Consider the following 14,838-nt stretch of genomic DNA (forward strand, 5'->3'; position numbering starts at 1 on the left):
GAAAACGTGGCCCCTATGAGAGCGCTCCCAACACCCATCCGTCAAGTAACGAAAACATAACGCAGTGCGTTGTTTTCGCTGTACCGGATCATGTGCTACAGATGTAACCGGTTACAAGCCAGGAGGTCAGCATGGTCACCGCCCGCGAAGTCGCCCAGCTCTGCGGGGTCTCCGTCGCCACCGTTTCCCGGGTGTTCAACCGCCCCGCCTCGGTCAGCGCGCCGACCCGCGAACGCGTCGAGCGCGTCGCCCGCGAACTCGACTTCTCGCCGAACGAATCGGCGAGGGCGCTCTCGCGGCAGCAGTCGGCGATGATCGGGCTGGTCTGGGACACCGACCACCGCCGCCCCGGCTGGCGGCACCCGTTCCTGCAGGACCTGTTGCTGGGCCTCAAGTCCGCGCTGAGCTCGCACGGCTACCACCTGCTGCTGCTCGCCACGAGCGACGACGCCCGCAACCGCACCCCCGGGGTGTCCCTGGCCGACCCGATCGCCTACGTCGGCATGACCCGCCGCCACCACCTCGCGGGGCTGGTGCTGATCGACAGCGGGTCGGACGCCGAGGCGTTCGGCGCGTTCGCCCAGTCCGGGCTGCCGTGCGTCGCGCTCGACGTGGCCGTTTCGGGGGCGAAGGCCACCTACGTGACGTCGGACAACGCCACGGGCGCGGCCGACGCCGTCCGGCACCTGGCCGCCCTCGGGCACCGGCGGATCGCCACGCTCACCGGCCCGCGCGGCAACGCGCCCGCCGCGGCCCGCACCGACGGCTACCTGCGCGGGCTGGCCGAGGCGGGGCTGCCGGTGCGCGACGACTACGTGGTCACCGGGGACTTCTACCGCGAAAGCGGGTTCGTCGGGATGCGGCGGCTGCTCGCCCGCAAGGACCCGCCGACGGCGGTGTTCGCCGCCAGCGACGAGATGGCGATCGGCGCCCTGCTCGCCGCCCGCGCGGCGGGGCTGAACGTCCCGGCCGATCTGGCCGTGGTCGGCTTCGACGACATCGAGGTGGCGGCACTGGTCGACCCCGCGCTGACGACGGTCGCCCAGGACAAGCCAGGCTTTGGAACGGCGGCGGCCGGAGCGCTCCTGGGCATGATCGAGAACGCGGCGGCACCGGAACCGGTGCTGCTGCCGACGAAACTGGTGGTCCGCGATTCGTGCGGCGGGCACACGCGCCGCTAGCTGATCTTCGCGGTCCAGTCGATGTGGTGCGAGTACAGCCAGCCGCGTTCCTCGCCGACGTCTCCGCCCGCGCTCGCCTTCACCAGCTTCTCGACCCGCTCGCGCCGCAACCCCTCGTACGCGGCGAAAGCCGAGGCCGGGTCCGGCAGGTCGCGCAGGCACTGCGCGAGGACGACGCTGTCTTCCAGGGCCATCGACGCGCCCTGCCCCGCGGCCGGGGACGCGGCGTGGGCGGCATCGCCGACGAGGACCATCTCGGGCGTCGACCAGACGCGCGTCTGGGGGACGTCGTAGGAGTGGCCGCCGAACACCTCGTCGCCGGTGGCGGCGATGATTTCGGCGCAGGGCAGCGGATCGCCGTCGAACGCGGCGTGCGCGAACTCGCGCCAGCCGGCCGGGGTGACCGCGGCGATCTCCTCGCGGGGCCGTTCGGTGTCCGGGATGCGGGCGAACCAGAACGTGGCGCCGTCCGGGTCGGTGGTGAAGCCGAAGGCCGCCCGGCTGCCGCGGACCATCCGGTAGATCCCGGGCGCCGCCGGCAGCCCGCCGGCCCGCGTGTACCCGTAGACGACGGTCAGCCCGGTGTAGCGCGGTTCGTCCGCGGCCGGGTCGACGAGGACCCTGACGACCGAGCGCAGGCCGTCGGCGCCGACGAGGACGTCACCCGTTTCGGTGGTGCCGTCCGCGAACTCGGCCGTGATCCCGGCCGGGCCGGACTTCGCGCCCACCAGCCGTTTTCCGCGTTCCAGCGGGACGCCGCGGCGCGCGGCTTCGTCCTGCAGGACGCGGTAGAGGGTGGCGCGGGTGAGGGTGCGCGGCCCGTCGAGGTCCTCGGTGTCGAACTCGCGCCGGCCGACGGTCTCCCCCGTCGGCGCGACGAGCTCGACCCCGTACGCGGCGAAGGACGCTTCGATCACCGGGCGGTCGGCGCCGATCGCGCGCAGGGCGTCCATGCCGTTGTGCATGATCGTGAGGAACGCGCCGATGTCGTCCCCGCCGGCGGGGTACGCCTCGAACACGACCGGATCGTGCCCGGCGAGCTTCAGCGCCATCGCCGTGACCGTGCCCGAGATCCCGCCGCCCGCGACCAGTACCCGCACCCCGCGCCCCCAGAAGACTCCACCGTGCACTCCGCGTGCCGCCGTCCGCGACCCTACCGCGGCGGCGGCACGCGGACGTCACTCCTTGGCGCCACTGGTCGCGATGTCGCCGTTGAGGCCACGCGGGAAGAAGCCGCCCGAGGACACCTTGTCCGGGTTCAGGTAGGCGATGTTGAGCACGCGGTCGGCGGAGCGGCCGAACGCGATGCCGTTCGCGTCCGCGGGGACGAGGTTCGCCTTGCCGTCCTTGAGCACGCCTTCGTCGTCGTCGGCCTTGCCGTCGAGGCTGTCGCGGGCGTCGGAGATCTTGTTCGTGACGTCGCCGAGACCGCGTTCGAACAGCTGTCCGCGCACGATGCCCGCGTGGTAGGCCTCGACCGCGAGGATGCCCGCCGCGGCGTCGAGGAACGTCTTGTTGTTCACCAGCGGCGCCGCGCCCTTGTAGGCCGACACGCCGACGTCCTCGAAGAGGTACGCGGCGAGCAGGAAGTTGTTCTCGCTCGCGAACGGGTCGAAGGTCTGGCCTTCCTTGATCAGCCCCGCGGCCTGCATGGCGGCGGTGAAGCTGTTCTGGAAGTCGATCTCCGGCTGCGCGACGGCGGCCTTGTCGAGCGCCTTGCGCAGGAAGGTCACGTGGGCGACCTCGTCGCCGGCGATCTCCTGGACGATCTGCTTGGTGTGCTCGCTCTTGAACTTCACGGCGTGCCCGCCGGAGACCTTGCCGAGGTTGCCGACGCCGTTGACATACTTCTCGTTCAGCCCGTAGCCGTAGACGGCGAACGAGTAGAGGTTCGCCTCCAGGTACTCCAGGTTCAGCGCGAAGTTCAGCACGGCGGCGTCGCTGGCGGCTTCCTTCGCCGCGTCACCGCCTTGCGCGCCGTACTGCTGCGTGGCACCTGCCGAGCCGAGACCCAGCGACAGCGCTGTACCGAGCGCACCGGCGCCCGCGACGCCGAGCCCCGCCGCTCCCGCAGCCTTGAGGAAGCGGCGGCGGTCGGTCGCGTTCTCCGCGCTGCGCTCGATCAGCTGCCGTGTGTAGCGTTTTCCGAACACCGGGGGACGTCCTCTCGTGACGAGTTCGTCCACCTCACCCACCGGTCATACGTACGGAGGAGGCCCCCGGCTCGGTCAAAACGGGAAAAAGTTCTTGCTGTTTTCGTTTCCGCAGGTCAGCCGCACTGCGCGGCGGCGAGCCGGACGCAGACGGCGAGCGCGCGGATGGCCTCTTCGACCTCGGCGAGCTTCGGGAACGTCGGCGCGATGCGGATGACCGCGTCGGCCGGGTCCGCGCCGTGCGGGTGGGTCGCCCCGGCGGGGGTCAGCGCGACCCCGGCCTCCTTCGCCAGCCGCACGACCTCTTTCGCGGTGCCCTCGGGCACGGTCAGCGTCACGAAGTACCCGCCCGTCGGCTTGGTCCAGGACGCCAGGTCCGACAGCTCCTCGGTGAGGATGCGGTCGACGGCCTCGAACTTCGGGCCGATGATCTCGGCGTGCCTGCGCATGTGGGCGCGGACGCCGTCCTCGTCCTTGAGGAAGAGGGCGTGGCGGAGCTGGTTGACCTTGTCCGGGCCGATGGTCCGCTTGCCGACGAGGCCGGTCCACCAGGCGATGTTGGCCTCGGACGCGCCGAAGAAGCCGACGCCGGCGCCGGCGAGGGTGATCTTCGAGGTCGAGCCGAACACGAACACGCGGTCGGCGTTGCCGGCCTCGGTGGCCAGCGCGAGGACGTCCGCGAGCTCCGGCTCGGCGTCGGTCAGGTGGTGCACGGCGTAGGCGTTGTCCCAGAAGATCCGGAAGTCGGGCGCCGCGGTGCGCATGGTGGCGAGCCGCCGGACGACGTCGTCACTGAACGTGATGCCGGTGGGGTTGCTGTACTTCGGCACGCACCAGATGCCCTTGACGGCGGTGTCCTCGGCGACGAGCGTCTCGACGACGTCCATGTCCGGGCCCTCGTCGGTCATCGGGACCGGGACCAGCTCGATGCCGAAGCGCTCGGTGAGCGCGAAGTGCCGGTCGTAGCCCGGGACGGGGGCGAGGAACTTCACCTGCGGCTCGTCGGCCCAGCGGCGCTCGGCGCCGGGGAGCTTGCTCAGCAGCGCCTGGACGACGGCGTCGTGCATGAGCTCGAGGCTGGAGTTGCCGGCGGCCAGCAACTGCTCGACGGGCACCTGCAGCGCGCCGGCGAAGATGCGGCGCAGCTCCGGCAGGCCCTTGAGACCGCCGTAGTTGCGGACGTCGGTGCCGTCCTCGGCCTTGAAGGAGCCGTCGCCGGGGAGGCTCAGCAGCCCGTTCGCGAGGTCCAGCTGCTGGGGCGAGGGCTTGCCGCGGGTGATGTCGAGGGAGAGGCCTCGGTCGACCAGGGCCGCGTAGTCTCGGCGGGCAGTGTCGACGTCGACGGAAGCAGTGGTCATGCCGTCAACGCTAAACCCGGCGTCGATACCATTTCGGGGCGGGTCCTGGCTAGGGTGGTTGGTGTGCACCTCGTCGTCCACGCCGACCAGCGGCAGTTCTCGCTGCGGGACTCGGCATCCCGCCTGACGGGCAGCGGCTGGACGGCGCTCGCCGTGGAATCTCACCGGATCGGGGTGGAGCCGGGCGGTCTCGCGATCGCGACGGCGCGGTCGGACCTGGTGGAGTCTTCGGTGACGGTCGTGCCTTCGGCGCCTGCGTTGGTGTCCGACGCCGAGCACGTCGTGGAAGCGGATCTTCCGGTTCCGAGCGGGAAACTCGTGATTTCCGGGCCTGCGGACTACGCGTCGCAGGAAAAGTTTCTTGCGGTGCGGCCGGGGTTGTACCGGGCTCGGGTTTCGTACGTGCCGGCCGGGCCGCCGGCGGCCACGTGGAACGAGCACGAGTTCGGGGAGCACTACCGGTACGTGGTGGAGCTGTGGCCGGTGTCGTCGCCCTCCGGGGTGGAGGTCCTGCGCCAGGGCGCGGCGGTGTGGGACGGCTAAAGGGCCGTCAAGCTCGCCAGTTTCCAATGGCCGTCCACTCGCTTCGCCGTCACCGCCAGCTGGGCCACCGATGACGACGGTGCTCCCCCGCCCTGGGCCACCGTCTGCTGGTCCAAGAACAACAACAGCGAAGCGTCGTCCCCCGCAACGTCCGGACCCCGATCGCCCGGACCGTGGTCGTGCGGATCAGCTTCTCCGCCGCCGCGCGGGTGCGGGCCGCGGTGAACTGGGCTTCGTACTGGTGCACCGCGTCGCCCACCAGGACCTCCGATGCCGCTCGCTCGGTGCGGGCCAGGTTCGCGTAGTCGTACGAGAAGACCGCCTTCACCGCGTCGCTCACCTCCGCGGAGACCGACGCCGTCGCGGCCGGGTCCACCAGGGCCAGGTTGTCGCCGGGGTAAAGGGAAGCCGTCTCGATGCCGAACCACACCGCGCAGCCCAGGGCCAGGGCCACCACCGCCGCCAGGATGCGGGTCATGAGCCCGCCGCCTGGACGCCCGCGATCTTCCACCCGCCGTCGGCCCGCGACACGTCCACCGTCAGCCGGTTCAGGCGCGGCGAAACCGCGCCGCCGCCCGTCGAAACGCGCACGTCCAGCACCGCCAGGAGCCGGGCCTTGCCCGCGTCCACGTCGATCTCCGTCACCGCCGCCTGGACCAGGGACGCCGTCGAGACGGTGCGGGCCGTGGTGGCCCGGTCGATCTGCAGCTGGCGGTCGCCCGCGAGGTCCTTTCCGTACTGGCCCGTCGCCGCCGCGATCCAGCGGTCCACGTCCGCGCCCGCCGACCGGTAGTCGATCGTGTTCAGCGTGACCAGCTCCGGGCCCGCCGCCGCCAGCACCGCGTCCCGCTCGCGGCCCCGGGCCGCGGAATCGTCGGCCGCCGCGCGCCACCACGTCCAGCCGGAAAACGCCGCCGCCAGCACGGAAAGCACCGCGGCCACCACCAGAACCCTCACGGCGCGCCCAGCAGCTTGCCCAGCCCGCCCGCCGAGGGCCCGGTCAGCAGGCTCAGCATCCCCGGCAGCTGCACCGGCGAAGAAGAGGCGGCCTGCTGCTGGGGCGCGGCCGGGATGGCCGGCGGCTTCCCCGCGTAAGGCGCGTTCTGCGCCCCCCGCACCCCGGTCGGGCTGCCCGGCGGCTCGGCGCAGTAGGCGTTCATGTTCACCGGCGCCTCGGTCTCGTCGTTCGCCGGACGCTGCTTCGTGCCTTCGTAGCCCTTCGTGCACGAAGCCGGGTCGAAGAAGTTGAACACCACGCCCAGGTGCCCCGTGCCGTCCGGGGACGTCGACGGCGAAAACGCCGAAATGATCGGGTACGCGACCAGCAGTTCCTCGATCGAGTCCTTGCGGGACGTCGTGATCTGCGCGGTGGTCAGCAGGTTGGCGAACAGCACGCCGAGGTCGGTGCCGGACGCGGCCAGCACGTCACTGATCTGGCGGCTCAGCTTCGGCGCTTCCGCGACGACCCGCCGCAGGTCCGGATCGGACTTCTTGAGCTGACCGGCGATCGTGCGAAGCCCCGAAGCGAAGTCGGTGATGTTCGCCGCCTGCCGCTCCTGCGTGCCGAGCACGATCCGCGAGTTCGCGAGCAGCCCCTGCGTCTGCGGGACGTACTGCGCGGCGACGGCGGTCAGCGAGCCGGTGCTGTCGAGCAGCTGCTGCAGTTCCGGGCCGGACCCCGCGAACGCGTCGTACGTCTCGTCGACGACCGTCCGCAGCGAGTCCGGGTGCACGCTCGCGACGAGGTCGTCGAGGTGGCTGAGCACGGTGTCCGGCGACGGCGGCAGCGACGTCTTGTCGGCCGTGATCACCGACCCGTCGTGCAGGAACGGGCCGCCGTCGTGCTGCGGGAGCAGGTCGACGAACTGCTCCCCCACCGCCGAGCGGTTCGCCACCTGCGCGTGCGCGTCGGCCGGGATGTCCGGCGCGCCGGCGTCGATGTCGAGGGCGACGTCGACGCCGTGCTCGGTGAGCGTCATCGACGTCACCCGCCCGACCGTGACACCGCGGTAGGCGACCTCGGAATTGACGAAGACGCCGCCGGAGTCGGTCAGCTGCGCGGTGACGACGTAGCCGCGGTTGCCGAAGAGCCGGTCCAGCCCGGCGTACCGGCCGCCCGCGTAGACGACCGAAACCACCGCGATGACGACGAAGGCGAACAGCTGGATGCGGATCTTGCGGGTCACCGGCCGCCCCCGATCAGCCCGAGCAGCCCGCCCAGCAGGTTCGGGCCCGCGGCCTGCGGGACCGAACCGAGGTCGGGCAGGGGCAGCGGTGGCGCGACGGGCGCCTGCTGGCCACCGATGCCCTGCGGCAGCGCGATCGGCGGCTGCGAAGAGTTCGTGAAGTTCTGGATCAGCGTGTCCAGGTCGAGGTTCACGTTCGCCTCGACGTTCGCGTAGTCGCCCTTGATCACGTTGCCCGCGTAGTCCGGGAACGGGTAGGTGAGCAGGATCTGCAGCGCGTTCGGCAGGTTCTGCCCCGCCTCGCCGAGCTTCGTCAGCGTCGGCTGCAGCGCCTTGAGGTTCGCGACGAGCTGGTCGCGGCTCTTCGTCACGGTGTCCACCGCGACGCCGGACAGGGTGTTCAACGCGTTGAGCATGCTCACGAGCTGGTCGCGCTGGTCGGTGACGATCTTCAGGCCCGGCGCGAGGTTGTCGAGCGCGTTCGTCAGGTTCTGGGTCTGGCCGGTCAGGGTCTTCGACAGCTTGCCGAGCCCGTCGATGGCGCGGAGGATCTCGGTCTTGTGCCCGTCCAGCTGGGTGGCCAGTTCGTCCACACGGGACAGGAGCGCGCGGATCTCCGGCTCGTTGCCCGACAGCGCGTCGTTGAGCTCGTGGCTGATCTTCTGGATCTGCTCGACGCCGCCGCCGTTGAGCAGCAGGGAAAGCGCGCCGAGCACCTCCTCGACCTCCGGGTTGCGGTTGGTGCGCCCGAGCGGGATCTGCGCGCCGTCGCCCAGGCGACCGGTGGCCGGTTCCGCCGTGGGGACGCTCAGCTCGACGAACTTCTCGCCCAGGAGCGAAGACTGCTTCAGCTCGGCGTGCGCGTTGGCGGGCAGCGTGATGTCGCCGTTGACGGTCATCGACACCAGCGCGGACCGCGTGTCCGGGGTCAGGGCGATCTTGTCGACGCGCCCGACCGCGACGTCGTTGACCTTGACGCTGGACTGCGGCACCAGGTCGAGCACGTCGGTGAAGAGCGCGGTGACGTGGTACGGGTGGTCGCCGACGTCGGCGCCGCCCGGCAGCGGTGTGCCGTAGAGGCCGTTGAAGCCGCCGTCGCTGCAGCCCGCCAGCACGAGCACGCCGGCGAGTGCCCCGGCGACCCGCTGCCGCCGGTTCACTTCGCACCCCCCGAAAGCTGCTCCATCACGTCGACGAGCGGCAGCGGCAGCGGCGGGAGTTCGCCGTTCTGCAGGGAGTTGAGCACCTGCGGGATCGTCGGCAGCTTGAGCACGCCGTCCAGGACCGGGGCCAGCTGCTTGCAGATGTTCCCGAGCGCGTCCGGGACTTCCTTCGGCGTGAACGAGCTGATCAGCCGGCACACGGTGAGGATCGGCGGGTTCGTGAGCTCGTTGAGGTTGTCGCGGACGGCGATCGTGCCGGACGCGGCGTCGTAGGAGTTGATGAAGTTGGTGGCGCCGGTCGGCGCGATGTCGAGCACCTCGGCGAGGGCGGCGCGCTGGTCGACCAGGACCTTCGACAGCGACGCCAGTTTGTCCACGTTGGACTCCAGCGCCGCCTTGTTGTCGTTGACGAACTGCTGGACGTCGCCGAGCGCGCCCCCGAGGGACTGCAGCGCCGCGCCGACGTCGGCGGAGTCCGCGGCGAGGAACCGGCTGACGTCGGCGACGCGGCCGTAGAACTCGTTGAGCTGCTGGTCGCTCTGGGCGAGCGCGCCGGTGAAGGAGTTCAGGTTCTGCACGGTCGAGAACAGGTCGTCCTTCGAACCGTCCAAGGTCTTCGCCAGGTCGGCGAGCTGCCCCACCGTCGAGTTCAGCGAAGCGCCGTTGCCCGCCAGGGTCTTCGCCGCGGTGTCGAGCACGCCGGACAGCGCGCCGTCCTTGTTGGCGCCGTTCGGGCCGAGAGCTGTCGAAAGCTCGTCCAGGCTGGAGTACAGGTCGTCCAGTTCGACCGGCGTGGCCGTGCGGTCCTTGGCCAGCACCGTGCCGGTGGCCAGCACCGGCCCGCTGTCGTAGGCCGGGGTGAGCTGGACGTACCGGTCGCTGACCAGGCTCGGCGCGACGACGACCGCACCGACGTCGGCCGGCAGCGGCACGTCGTCGACGCGCATGTCGACGCGCACCGCGTCACCCTGCGGGGTGACATCGGTGACCTCGCCGACCGGCACGCCGAGCACCCGCACCGACGAGCCCGCGTACAGCCCGACGGTCTTGCCGAAGTACGCCGACAGCTTCGTGCCGTTCGACGACCGGAACACCAGCCACAGCCCGGCGGTGAGGAGCAGGGCCAGGACGCAGGCGAACGCCAGCCACGTCACCAGGCTGCGCCCGCGGTAGGTGCGGATGGTCATCGGCCGCCCACTCCCTGGTTCGGCGCCGCGATCGGCGGGGTGCAGCCCTCGGGGTTGATGTGCAGCCCGCCCACGGTGATCGTCGGCGGCAGCAGCCCGCACAGGTAGCCCTCGAACCAGCGGCCGTTGCCGGTGGCGTTCGCGCCGACGCGGGCGAACGGCGCCATCAGCTGCAGGCTCTTGTCGAGGTTGCCCTGGTTGCGCTGCAGGATGTCGGTCACCTTCCCCAGCTTGTCCAGCGTCGGCTTCAGCTGCGCGCGGTTGTCTTCGACGAGCCCGGTGAGCTGCTGCGACAGCTGCTGGGTGCCGGTCAGCAGCGCGTGGATCGCCGTCTTGCGGTTCTGCAGCTCGGTGAGCAGCAGGTTGCCGTCGCTGATCACGCGCTGCAGCTGGGCGTTGCGGTCGGACAGCGTCTTCGAGACCTGGCTCGTGTTGGCGAGCAGCGTGTGCAGGTCGGCGTCCCGCGAGGACACCGTCTTCGCCAGCGACGACAACCCGTTGAGCGTGTCCTTCAGGTACTGCGGGCTGTCCTTGAGGCTGTCGGACAAGGCGTTGAAGCTGTCCGCCAGCTGCTTGGTGTCGATGTCGCCGACCGTCGTGGACAGCTGCTCGAAGGCGTCCTGCAGCTGGAACGGCGTGCGCGTGCGGGCCTGCGGGATGGTCGAGTTCGGCTCCTGCGCGCCGGCGCCCTTCGGGTCGAGCGCCAGGTACTTCTCCCCCAGCAGCGTCTTGATCTCAATGGATGCTGTGGTCCCGTCGCCGACCCGGACGTCCTTCACCCGGAAGCGCACCAGCACCTGCTTGCCCGCCAGGGTCACCGACGACACGGTGCCGACCTTCACGCCGGCGACCTCGACCTCGTTGTCCGGCGCCAGCCCGGCGGACTCGCCGAAGTACGCCGAATACGTTGTGCCGTTGCCGAAGAACGGGAGCTGGTCGGAAAAGTACGTCGTGGCCGTGACGAGCACGATCAGCACGAGCGCGACCGCGCCGACCGCGGCCTGGTTGCGTTCCTTCAGCGGCTTCCCTGTCTTCTGGGGCCCCCCTGGACCCCCCAACCGACTCATGGGCCACACCTCTCCGCGCGCTGGGTGCCCGGGATCGGGATGATCGGCAGCGTGATGTCGAGCGAGGAAATGCCGATGGTGCCGGTGATCCCGCACAGGTAGTAGTTGAACCAGCTGCCGTAGCTCAGGGTCCGGGTGAACTTCTGCAGGTTGCCCGGCAGCACCTCGAGCAGGTGGTTGAGCAGCTCACCCGAGTCGCCGAGGTTCTGCGACAGCACGCCGAGCTGGGCGACGTCGTCCTTGAGCGCCGGGCGCGCGTCGGCCAGCAGCCCGGTGGTCGAGACGGCGAGCTCGCCGAGCGCGCTGACCGCGTCCCCGATCGGCTTGCGCTGCTCGGCCAGGCCGCTGACGAGCTTCTGGGTCTGCTCGATGAGGTCGCCGAGCTGCGGGCCGTGGGCGTTGACCGTGCCGAGCACGGTGTTGAGGTTGGCGATCACCTGGCCGATCACCTGGTCCTTGCTCGCGATCGCCGTGGTCAGCGACGCGGTGTGCTGCAGCAGGCTGGTGATCGTGCCGCCCTCGCCCTGGAAGACGCTGATGATCTCGGCCGACAGCTGGTTGACGTCCTTCGGGCTCAGGGCCTTGAACAGCGGCTTGAAGCCGTTGAACAACACGGTGAGGTTCAGCGCGGGCTTGGTGCGCTCGGGCGGGATCGTGCCGCCGTCCGGCAGGGCCTTGTCGCCGGGAACGTCGGTGCCGAGGGCGAGGTAGCGCTGGCCGACGAGGTTGCGGTACTTGATCGTCGCGGTCACCGTCTCCGGCAGCCGGTAGGCGTGCTCGACGTCGAACCGCACCTCGGCGAGGTTCCGCTCCCCTTCGACGACCCCGATCGAGTCGACCTGGCCGACCTTCACGCCGGCGATGCGGACGTCGTCGCCCTCCTTGAGCCCGGACGCGTCGGTGAACTTCGCCAGGTAGGCGTGCGTCTCGCCGAAGTTCGTGTTCGCGATGGTGGCCGCGAGGATCCCGGTGAACAGCACGGTGACGACGGCGAACACCGCCAGCTTCACCAGGGACGGGACGAAACTCCTCACTTCAGCTCCACCTCCGCCCCGCGGTACAGGGGCCCGACGAGCAGGCCCGCCCAGCCGGGCACCTGGTCCGGCGCGGCACCGAGCGCGGGCGACGCGAGCAGGCCGATCAGCTCGTCCTCGTAGGCCGACCCGACGATCGAGCCGTCCCCGCCGACGGCACCGCCGCCCGCGGTGACCGGGCCGGGCAGCTCGCCGCCCGGCGACTTCGGCGGCGCCGGCTTGCTGGAGCCGTCCTCGATCGCGCCGTCGGGCGGGTACTGCGGCCACACCCCGGGCTTCGGGACCGTCGGGTAGCAGCGCGGGCCGCGCTTGTCCTCGTACTTCGGCTCGTCGACACCGGGCAGGTACTTCCCGCGGCTCGCGGCGAACTCGATGGTGACCCGGCTGACCTCCGGGTGCGCGGTGCCCTTGCCGAAGGCCAGCTCCGCCCGCGGCACCGACTCGGCCAGCTGCCGCATCAGGCACGGGTACTCGGGCGCGTACTTGGCGAGGACGTCCAGCGTCGGCTGGACCGCCGTCGTGAGCCGGATCAGGTTGTCCTTGTTGACCTGCAGGAAGCTCGTGAGGTCGACCGAAGCCGCGGTGACGGTGGCGTAGAGGTCGCTGAGCCGGTCGCGCTGCTCGACGATCGTGCGGCTCGTCGTCGTCAGGTCGGACAACGCCTCCAGCAGGTCCGGCGCGGCCTTGTCGTAGGTCTCCGCCACGTTCGCCAGGCCGGTGATGTCGGCCTTGACGTCCGGCAGCGACGGGTTCAGCTTGCCGAGGTAGTCCGACAGCTGGGCGAGGGTCTGGCCGAGCTGCTTGCCGCGGCCGTCGAGTGCGGTCGCCACCGCGGTGAGCGTGCTCGACAGCTTTTCGGGCTGCACGGCCTGCAGCAGCGGCATCACGTCGTCGAGGACCTTCTGCAGCTCGATCGCGGTGCTGCTGCGGTCCTGCGGGATGACGTCTCCCGCCCGGATCGGCCGGTCCTTCTTCCCGGGCAGCTGCAGGGCGACGTACCGCTCGCCGAAGAGCGTCTTCGGCAGCAGCCGCGCGGACACGTTCGCCGGGATGACGGACGTCTTGTCCGGGTCGAGGGCCAGCTCCAGCTCGGCGTGGTCGCCCTTCGCCAGCACCGAGCGGACCTCGCCGACGAGCATGCCGCGGACCTTGACGTCGCCGCCGGTGCGCAGCTGGCTGCCGACGCGGTCGGTCTCCAGCTTCACCAGGGTCACCGGCGTGAAAGCCTTGTGGTAGACCGCCAGCGTGAACGCGATGAACAACGCGGCCACGAGCAGGAAGGCCAGCCCCAGCACCTGGTACCGGAGCCGCTGCCAGAGCTCGCGCCTCATCCGGAAATCCTCACCGTGGTGTTCGCCCCCCAGATCGCCAGGCTGAGGAAGAAGTCCAGCACCGAGATCAGCACGATCGACGTCCGCACCGCGCGGCCCACCGCCACGCCGACCCCGGCCGGGCCTCCGCCGGCGTTGAAGCCGTAATAACAGTGGGAAAGGATCACGAGCACGCTGAACACGATCACCTTCCCGAACGACCAGAGGACGTCACCGGGTGGCAAGAACAGCGTGAAGTAGTGGTCGTAGGTGCCCGCGGACTGGCCGTAGAGCCAGATGGTGATCTGCCGCGAGGCGAGGTAGCTCGAGAGCAGGCCGACCGCGTAGAGCGGGATCACCGCGGCCACCCCGGCAAGCACGCGGGTCGTGACCAGGTACGGCATGCTCGGCACGCCCATGACTTCCAGCGCGTCGATCTCCTCGGAGATCCGCATCGCGCCGAGCTGCGCGGTGAAGCCGCAGCCGACGGTCGCGCTCAACGCGAGCCCGGCCGACAGCGGCGCGACCTCGCGCGTGTTGAAGTAGGCCGAGATGAACCCGGTCAGCGCGGCCGTGCCGAGCTGGTTGAGCGCGGAGTAACCCTGGAGGCCGACGATGAGGCCGGTGAACAGCGTCATCCCGATCATCACGCCGAGCGTGCCGCCGATGACGGCGAGGCCCCCGGTGCCGAAGCAGACCTCGGTGAGCAGCCGCAGCGTTTCGCGGCTGTAGCGGCGGATCGTGCGCGGTGACCAGGCGAGCGCTTTCGCGGCGAACGCGAGCTGCTTGCCGAGGCCTTCCAGGCTCTGGCCCGGGCGCGCGATGTACTCGAGCGTCCGGTCGCGGTCGAGGGGTTCCGCCGTCATCACATGGCCTTCGGCGGGACGATCCGCAGGTAGATCGCGGTGAGCACGACGTTGATCAGGAACAGCAGCAGGAACGTGATCACGACGGCCTGGTTGACGGCGTCGCCGACGCCCTTCGGGCCGCCCGCCGGGTTCAGCCCGCGGAACGCGGCGACGACGCCGGCGACGAACCCGTACAGCAGCGCCTTGATCTCGCTGACCCAGAGGTCCGGCACCTGGGCCAAGGCGTTGAAGCTGGCGAGGTACGCGCCGGGCGTGCCGCCCTGCAGGACGACGTTGAAGAAGTAGCCGCCGAGGACGCCGACCACGCTGACCAAGCCGTTGAGCAGCACCGAAACGACCATCGCGGCGAGCACCCGCGGCACGATGAGCCGCTGGATGGGGTTGACGCCGAGGACCTCCATGGCGTCGATCTCTTCGCGGATCTTGCGCGCGCCGATGTCGGCGCACACCGCGCTGCCGCCGGCGCCGGCCACCAGCAACGCCGTGATCAGCGGGCTGGCCTGCTGCACGATCGCCAGCGCGCTGGCCGCGCCGGTGAACGACTGGGCGCCGATCTGCGCGGTCAGCGAGCCGAGCTGCAGCGCGATCACCGCGCCGAACGGGATGGCCACCAGTGCGGTCGGCAGGATCGTGACGCTGGCGAAGAACCAGCACTGCTGGATCCACTCGCGGGCCTGGAAGGGGCGCTTGAAGATCGCGCGCAGGACTTCCCAGGACAGCGTCGCGAGCCGGCCGACCTGGGTCAGGGCCGCGGTTCCCGGGAGCGTGCCAGTACCTCCGCTCACCA

14 protein-coding genes and 1 pseudogene are annotated in these 14,838 nt (G+C 70.6%); 2 read left to right on the forward strand and 13 right to left on the reverse strand.

Translation table 11 applies throughout. The features are described from left to right. The first annotated feature begins 131 nt into the window (after positions 1 to 131). Positions 132 to 1,181: a LacI family DNA-binding transcriptional regulator gene (locus ACH54P_RS16305; protein WP_489913547.1), complete on the forward strand. Its 1,050-nt coding sequence runs from the start codon at positions 132 to 134 to the stop codon at positions 1,179 to 1,181. Here ACH54P_RS16305 and ACH54P_RS16310 read toward each other — a convergent pair. The 3 genes from ACH54P_RS16310 to ACH54P_RS16320 form a co-directional block, all read right to left on the reverse strand. Then, positions 1,178 to 2,281: an FAD-dependent oxidoreductase gene (locus ACH54P_RS16310; RefSeq protein WP_489913549.1), complete on the reverse strand. Its 1,104-nt coding sequence runs from the start codon at positions 2,279 to 2,281 to the stop codon at positions 1,178 to 1,180. The two genes, ACH54P_RS16305 and ACH54P_RS16310, sit on opposite strands and share 4 nt — an antisense overlap. A 78-nt stretch (positions 2,282 to 2,359) precedes the next feature. Next, complete coding sequence (locus ACH54P_RS16315; RefSeq protein ID WP_489913551.1) at positions 2,360 to 3,334, reverse strand: ferritin-like domain-containing protein; 975 nt, start codon at positions 3,332 to 3,334, stop codon at positions 2,360 to 2,362. Between the two features lie 116 nt (positions 3,335 to 3,450). Further along, positions 3,451 to 4,692, reverse strand: coding sequence for an aspartate aminotransferase type Ic (locus ACH54P_RS16320; protein ID WP_489913553.1), 1,242 nt, complete (start codon positions 4,690 to 4,692; stop codon positions 3,451 to 3,453). A 63-nt stretch (positions 4,693 to 4,755) separates the two neighbouring features. Between ACH54P_RS16320 and ACH54P_RS16325 the strand changes: the two genes are divergently transcribed. Beyond that, entirely contained in the window at positions 4,756 to 5,235 is a 480-nt protein-coding gene (locus ACH54P_RS16325; protein WP_489913555.1) for a hypothetical protein, read from the forward strand. Here the strand turns inward: ACH54P_RS16325 and ACH54P_RS16330 are convergent. From ACH54P_RS16330 to ACH54P_RS16375, 10 genes and pseudogenes are all read right to left on the reverse strand, one after another. After that, a pseudogene (locus tag ACH54P_RS16330) lies at positions 5,232 to 5,713 on the reverse strand (hypothetical protein). The gene ACH54P_RS16325 and the pseudogene ACH54P_RS16330 sit on opposite strands and share 4 nt — an antisense overlap. Further along, the gene (locus ACH54P_RS16335) at positions 5,710 to 6,192 is read right to left on the reverse strand and encodes an Rv1363c family protein (protein WP_489913557.1); all 483 of its coding nucleotides are present in this window, start codon (positions 6,190 to 6,192) and stop codon (positions 5,710 to 5,712) included. The pseudogene ACH54P_RS16330 and the gene ACH54P_RS16335 overlap by 4 nt, the downstream one beginning before the upstream one ends. After that, the gene (locus ACH54P_RS16340; protein WP_489913559.1) at positions 6,189 to 7,421 is read right to left on the reverse strand and encodes an MCE family protein; all 1,233 of its coding nucleotides are present in this window, start codon (positions 7,419 to 7,421) and stop codon (positions 6,189 to 6,191) included. Before ACH54P_RS16340 ends, ACH54P_RS16335 begins: the two co-directional genes overlap by 4 nt. Then, positions 7,418 to 8,581 (reverse strand): MCE family protein, encoded by a 1,164-nt coding sequence (locus ACH54P_RS16345; RefSeq protein WP_489913561.1) that lies wholly within the window; start codon positions 8,579 to 8,581, stop codon positions 7,418 to 7,420. The genes ACH54P_RS16340 and ACH54P_RS16345 overlap by 4 nt, the downstream gene beginning before the upstream one ends. After that, on the reverse strand, positions 8,578 to 9,771 hold the full coding sequence (locus ACH54P_RS16350) for an MCE family protein (protein WP_489913563.1): 1,194 nt from the start codon (positions 9,769 to 9,771) through the stop codon (positions 8,578 to 8,580). The genes ACH54P_RS16345 and ACH54P_RS16350 overlap by 4 nt, the downstream gene beginning before the upstream one ends. After that, positions 9,768 to 10,838, reverse strand: coding sequence for an MlaD family protein (locus ACH54P_RS16355; protein ID WP_489913565.1), 1,071 nt, complete (start codon positions 10,836 to 10,838; stop codon positions 9,768 to 9,770). The genes ACH54P_RS16350 and ACH54P_RS16355 overlap by 4 nt, the downstream gene beginning before the upstream one ends. Then, the gene (locus ACH54P_RS16360) at positions 10,835 to 11,872 is read right to left on the reverse strand and encodes an MCE family protein (protein ID WP_489913567.1); all 1,038 of its coding nucleotides are present in this window, start codon (positions 11,870 to 11,872) and stop codon (positions 10,835 to 10,837) included. The genes ACH54P_RS16355 and ACH54P_RS16360 overlap by 4 nt, the downstream gene beginning before the upstream one ends. Beyond that, positions 11,869 to 13,203 carry an MCE family protein gene (locus ACH54P_RS16365; protein ID WP_489913569.1) on the reverse strand — a complete coding sequence of 445 codons (1,335 nt, stop codon included), beginning with the start codon at positions 13,201 to 13,203 and terminating at the stop codon, positions 11,869 to 11,871. The genes ACH54P_RS16360 and ACH54P_RS16365 overlap by 4 nt, the downstream gene beginning before the upstream one ends. Next, complete coding sequence (locus ACH54P_RS16370; RefSeq protein WP_489913571.1) at positions 13,200 to 14,048, reverse strand: MlaE family ABC transporter permease; 849 nt, start codon at positions 14,046 to 14,048, stop codon at positions 13,200 to 13,202. The genes ACH54P_RS16365 and ACH54P_RS16370 overlap by 4 nt, the downstream gene beginning before the upstream one ends. Next, positions 14,048 to 14,836: an MlaE family ABC transporter permease gene (locus ACH54P_RS16375; protein ID WP_013224299.1), complete on the reverse strand. Its 789-nt coding sequence runs from the start codon at positions 14,834 to 14,836 to the stop codon at positions 14,048 to 14,050. The genes ACH54P_RS16370 and ACH54P_RS16375 overlap by 1 nt, the downstream gene beginning before the upstream one ends. Between the last annotated feature and the right edge of the window lie 2 nt (positions 14,837 to 14,838).

It is taken from the genome of Amycolatopsis sp. N2S4-7 (genome assembly GCF_058119595.1).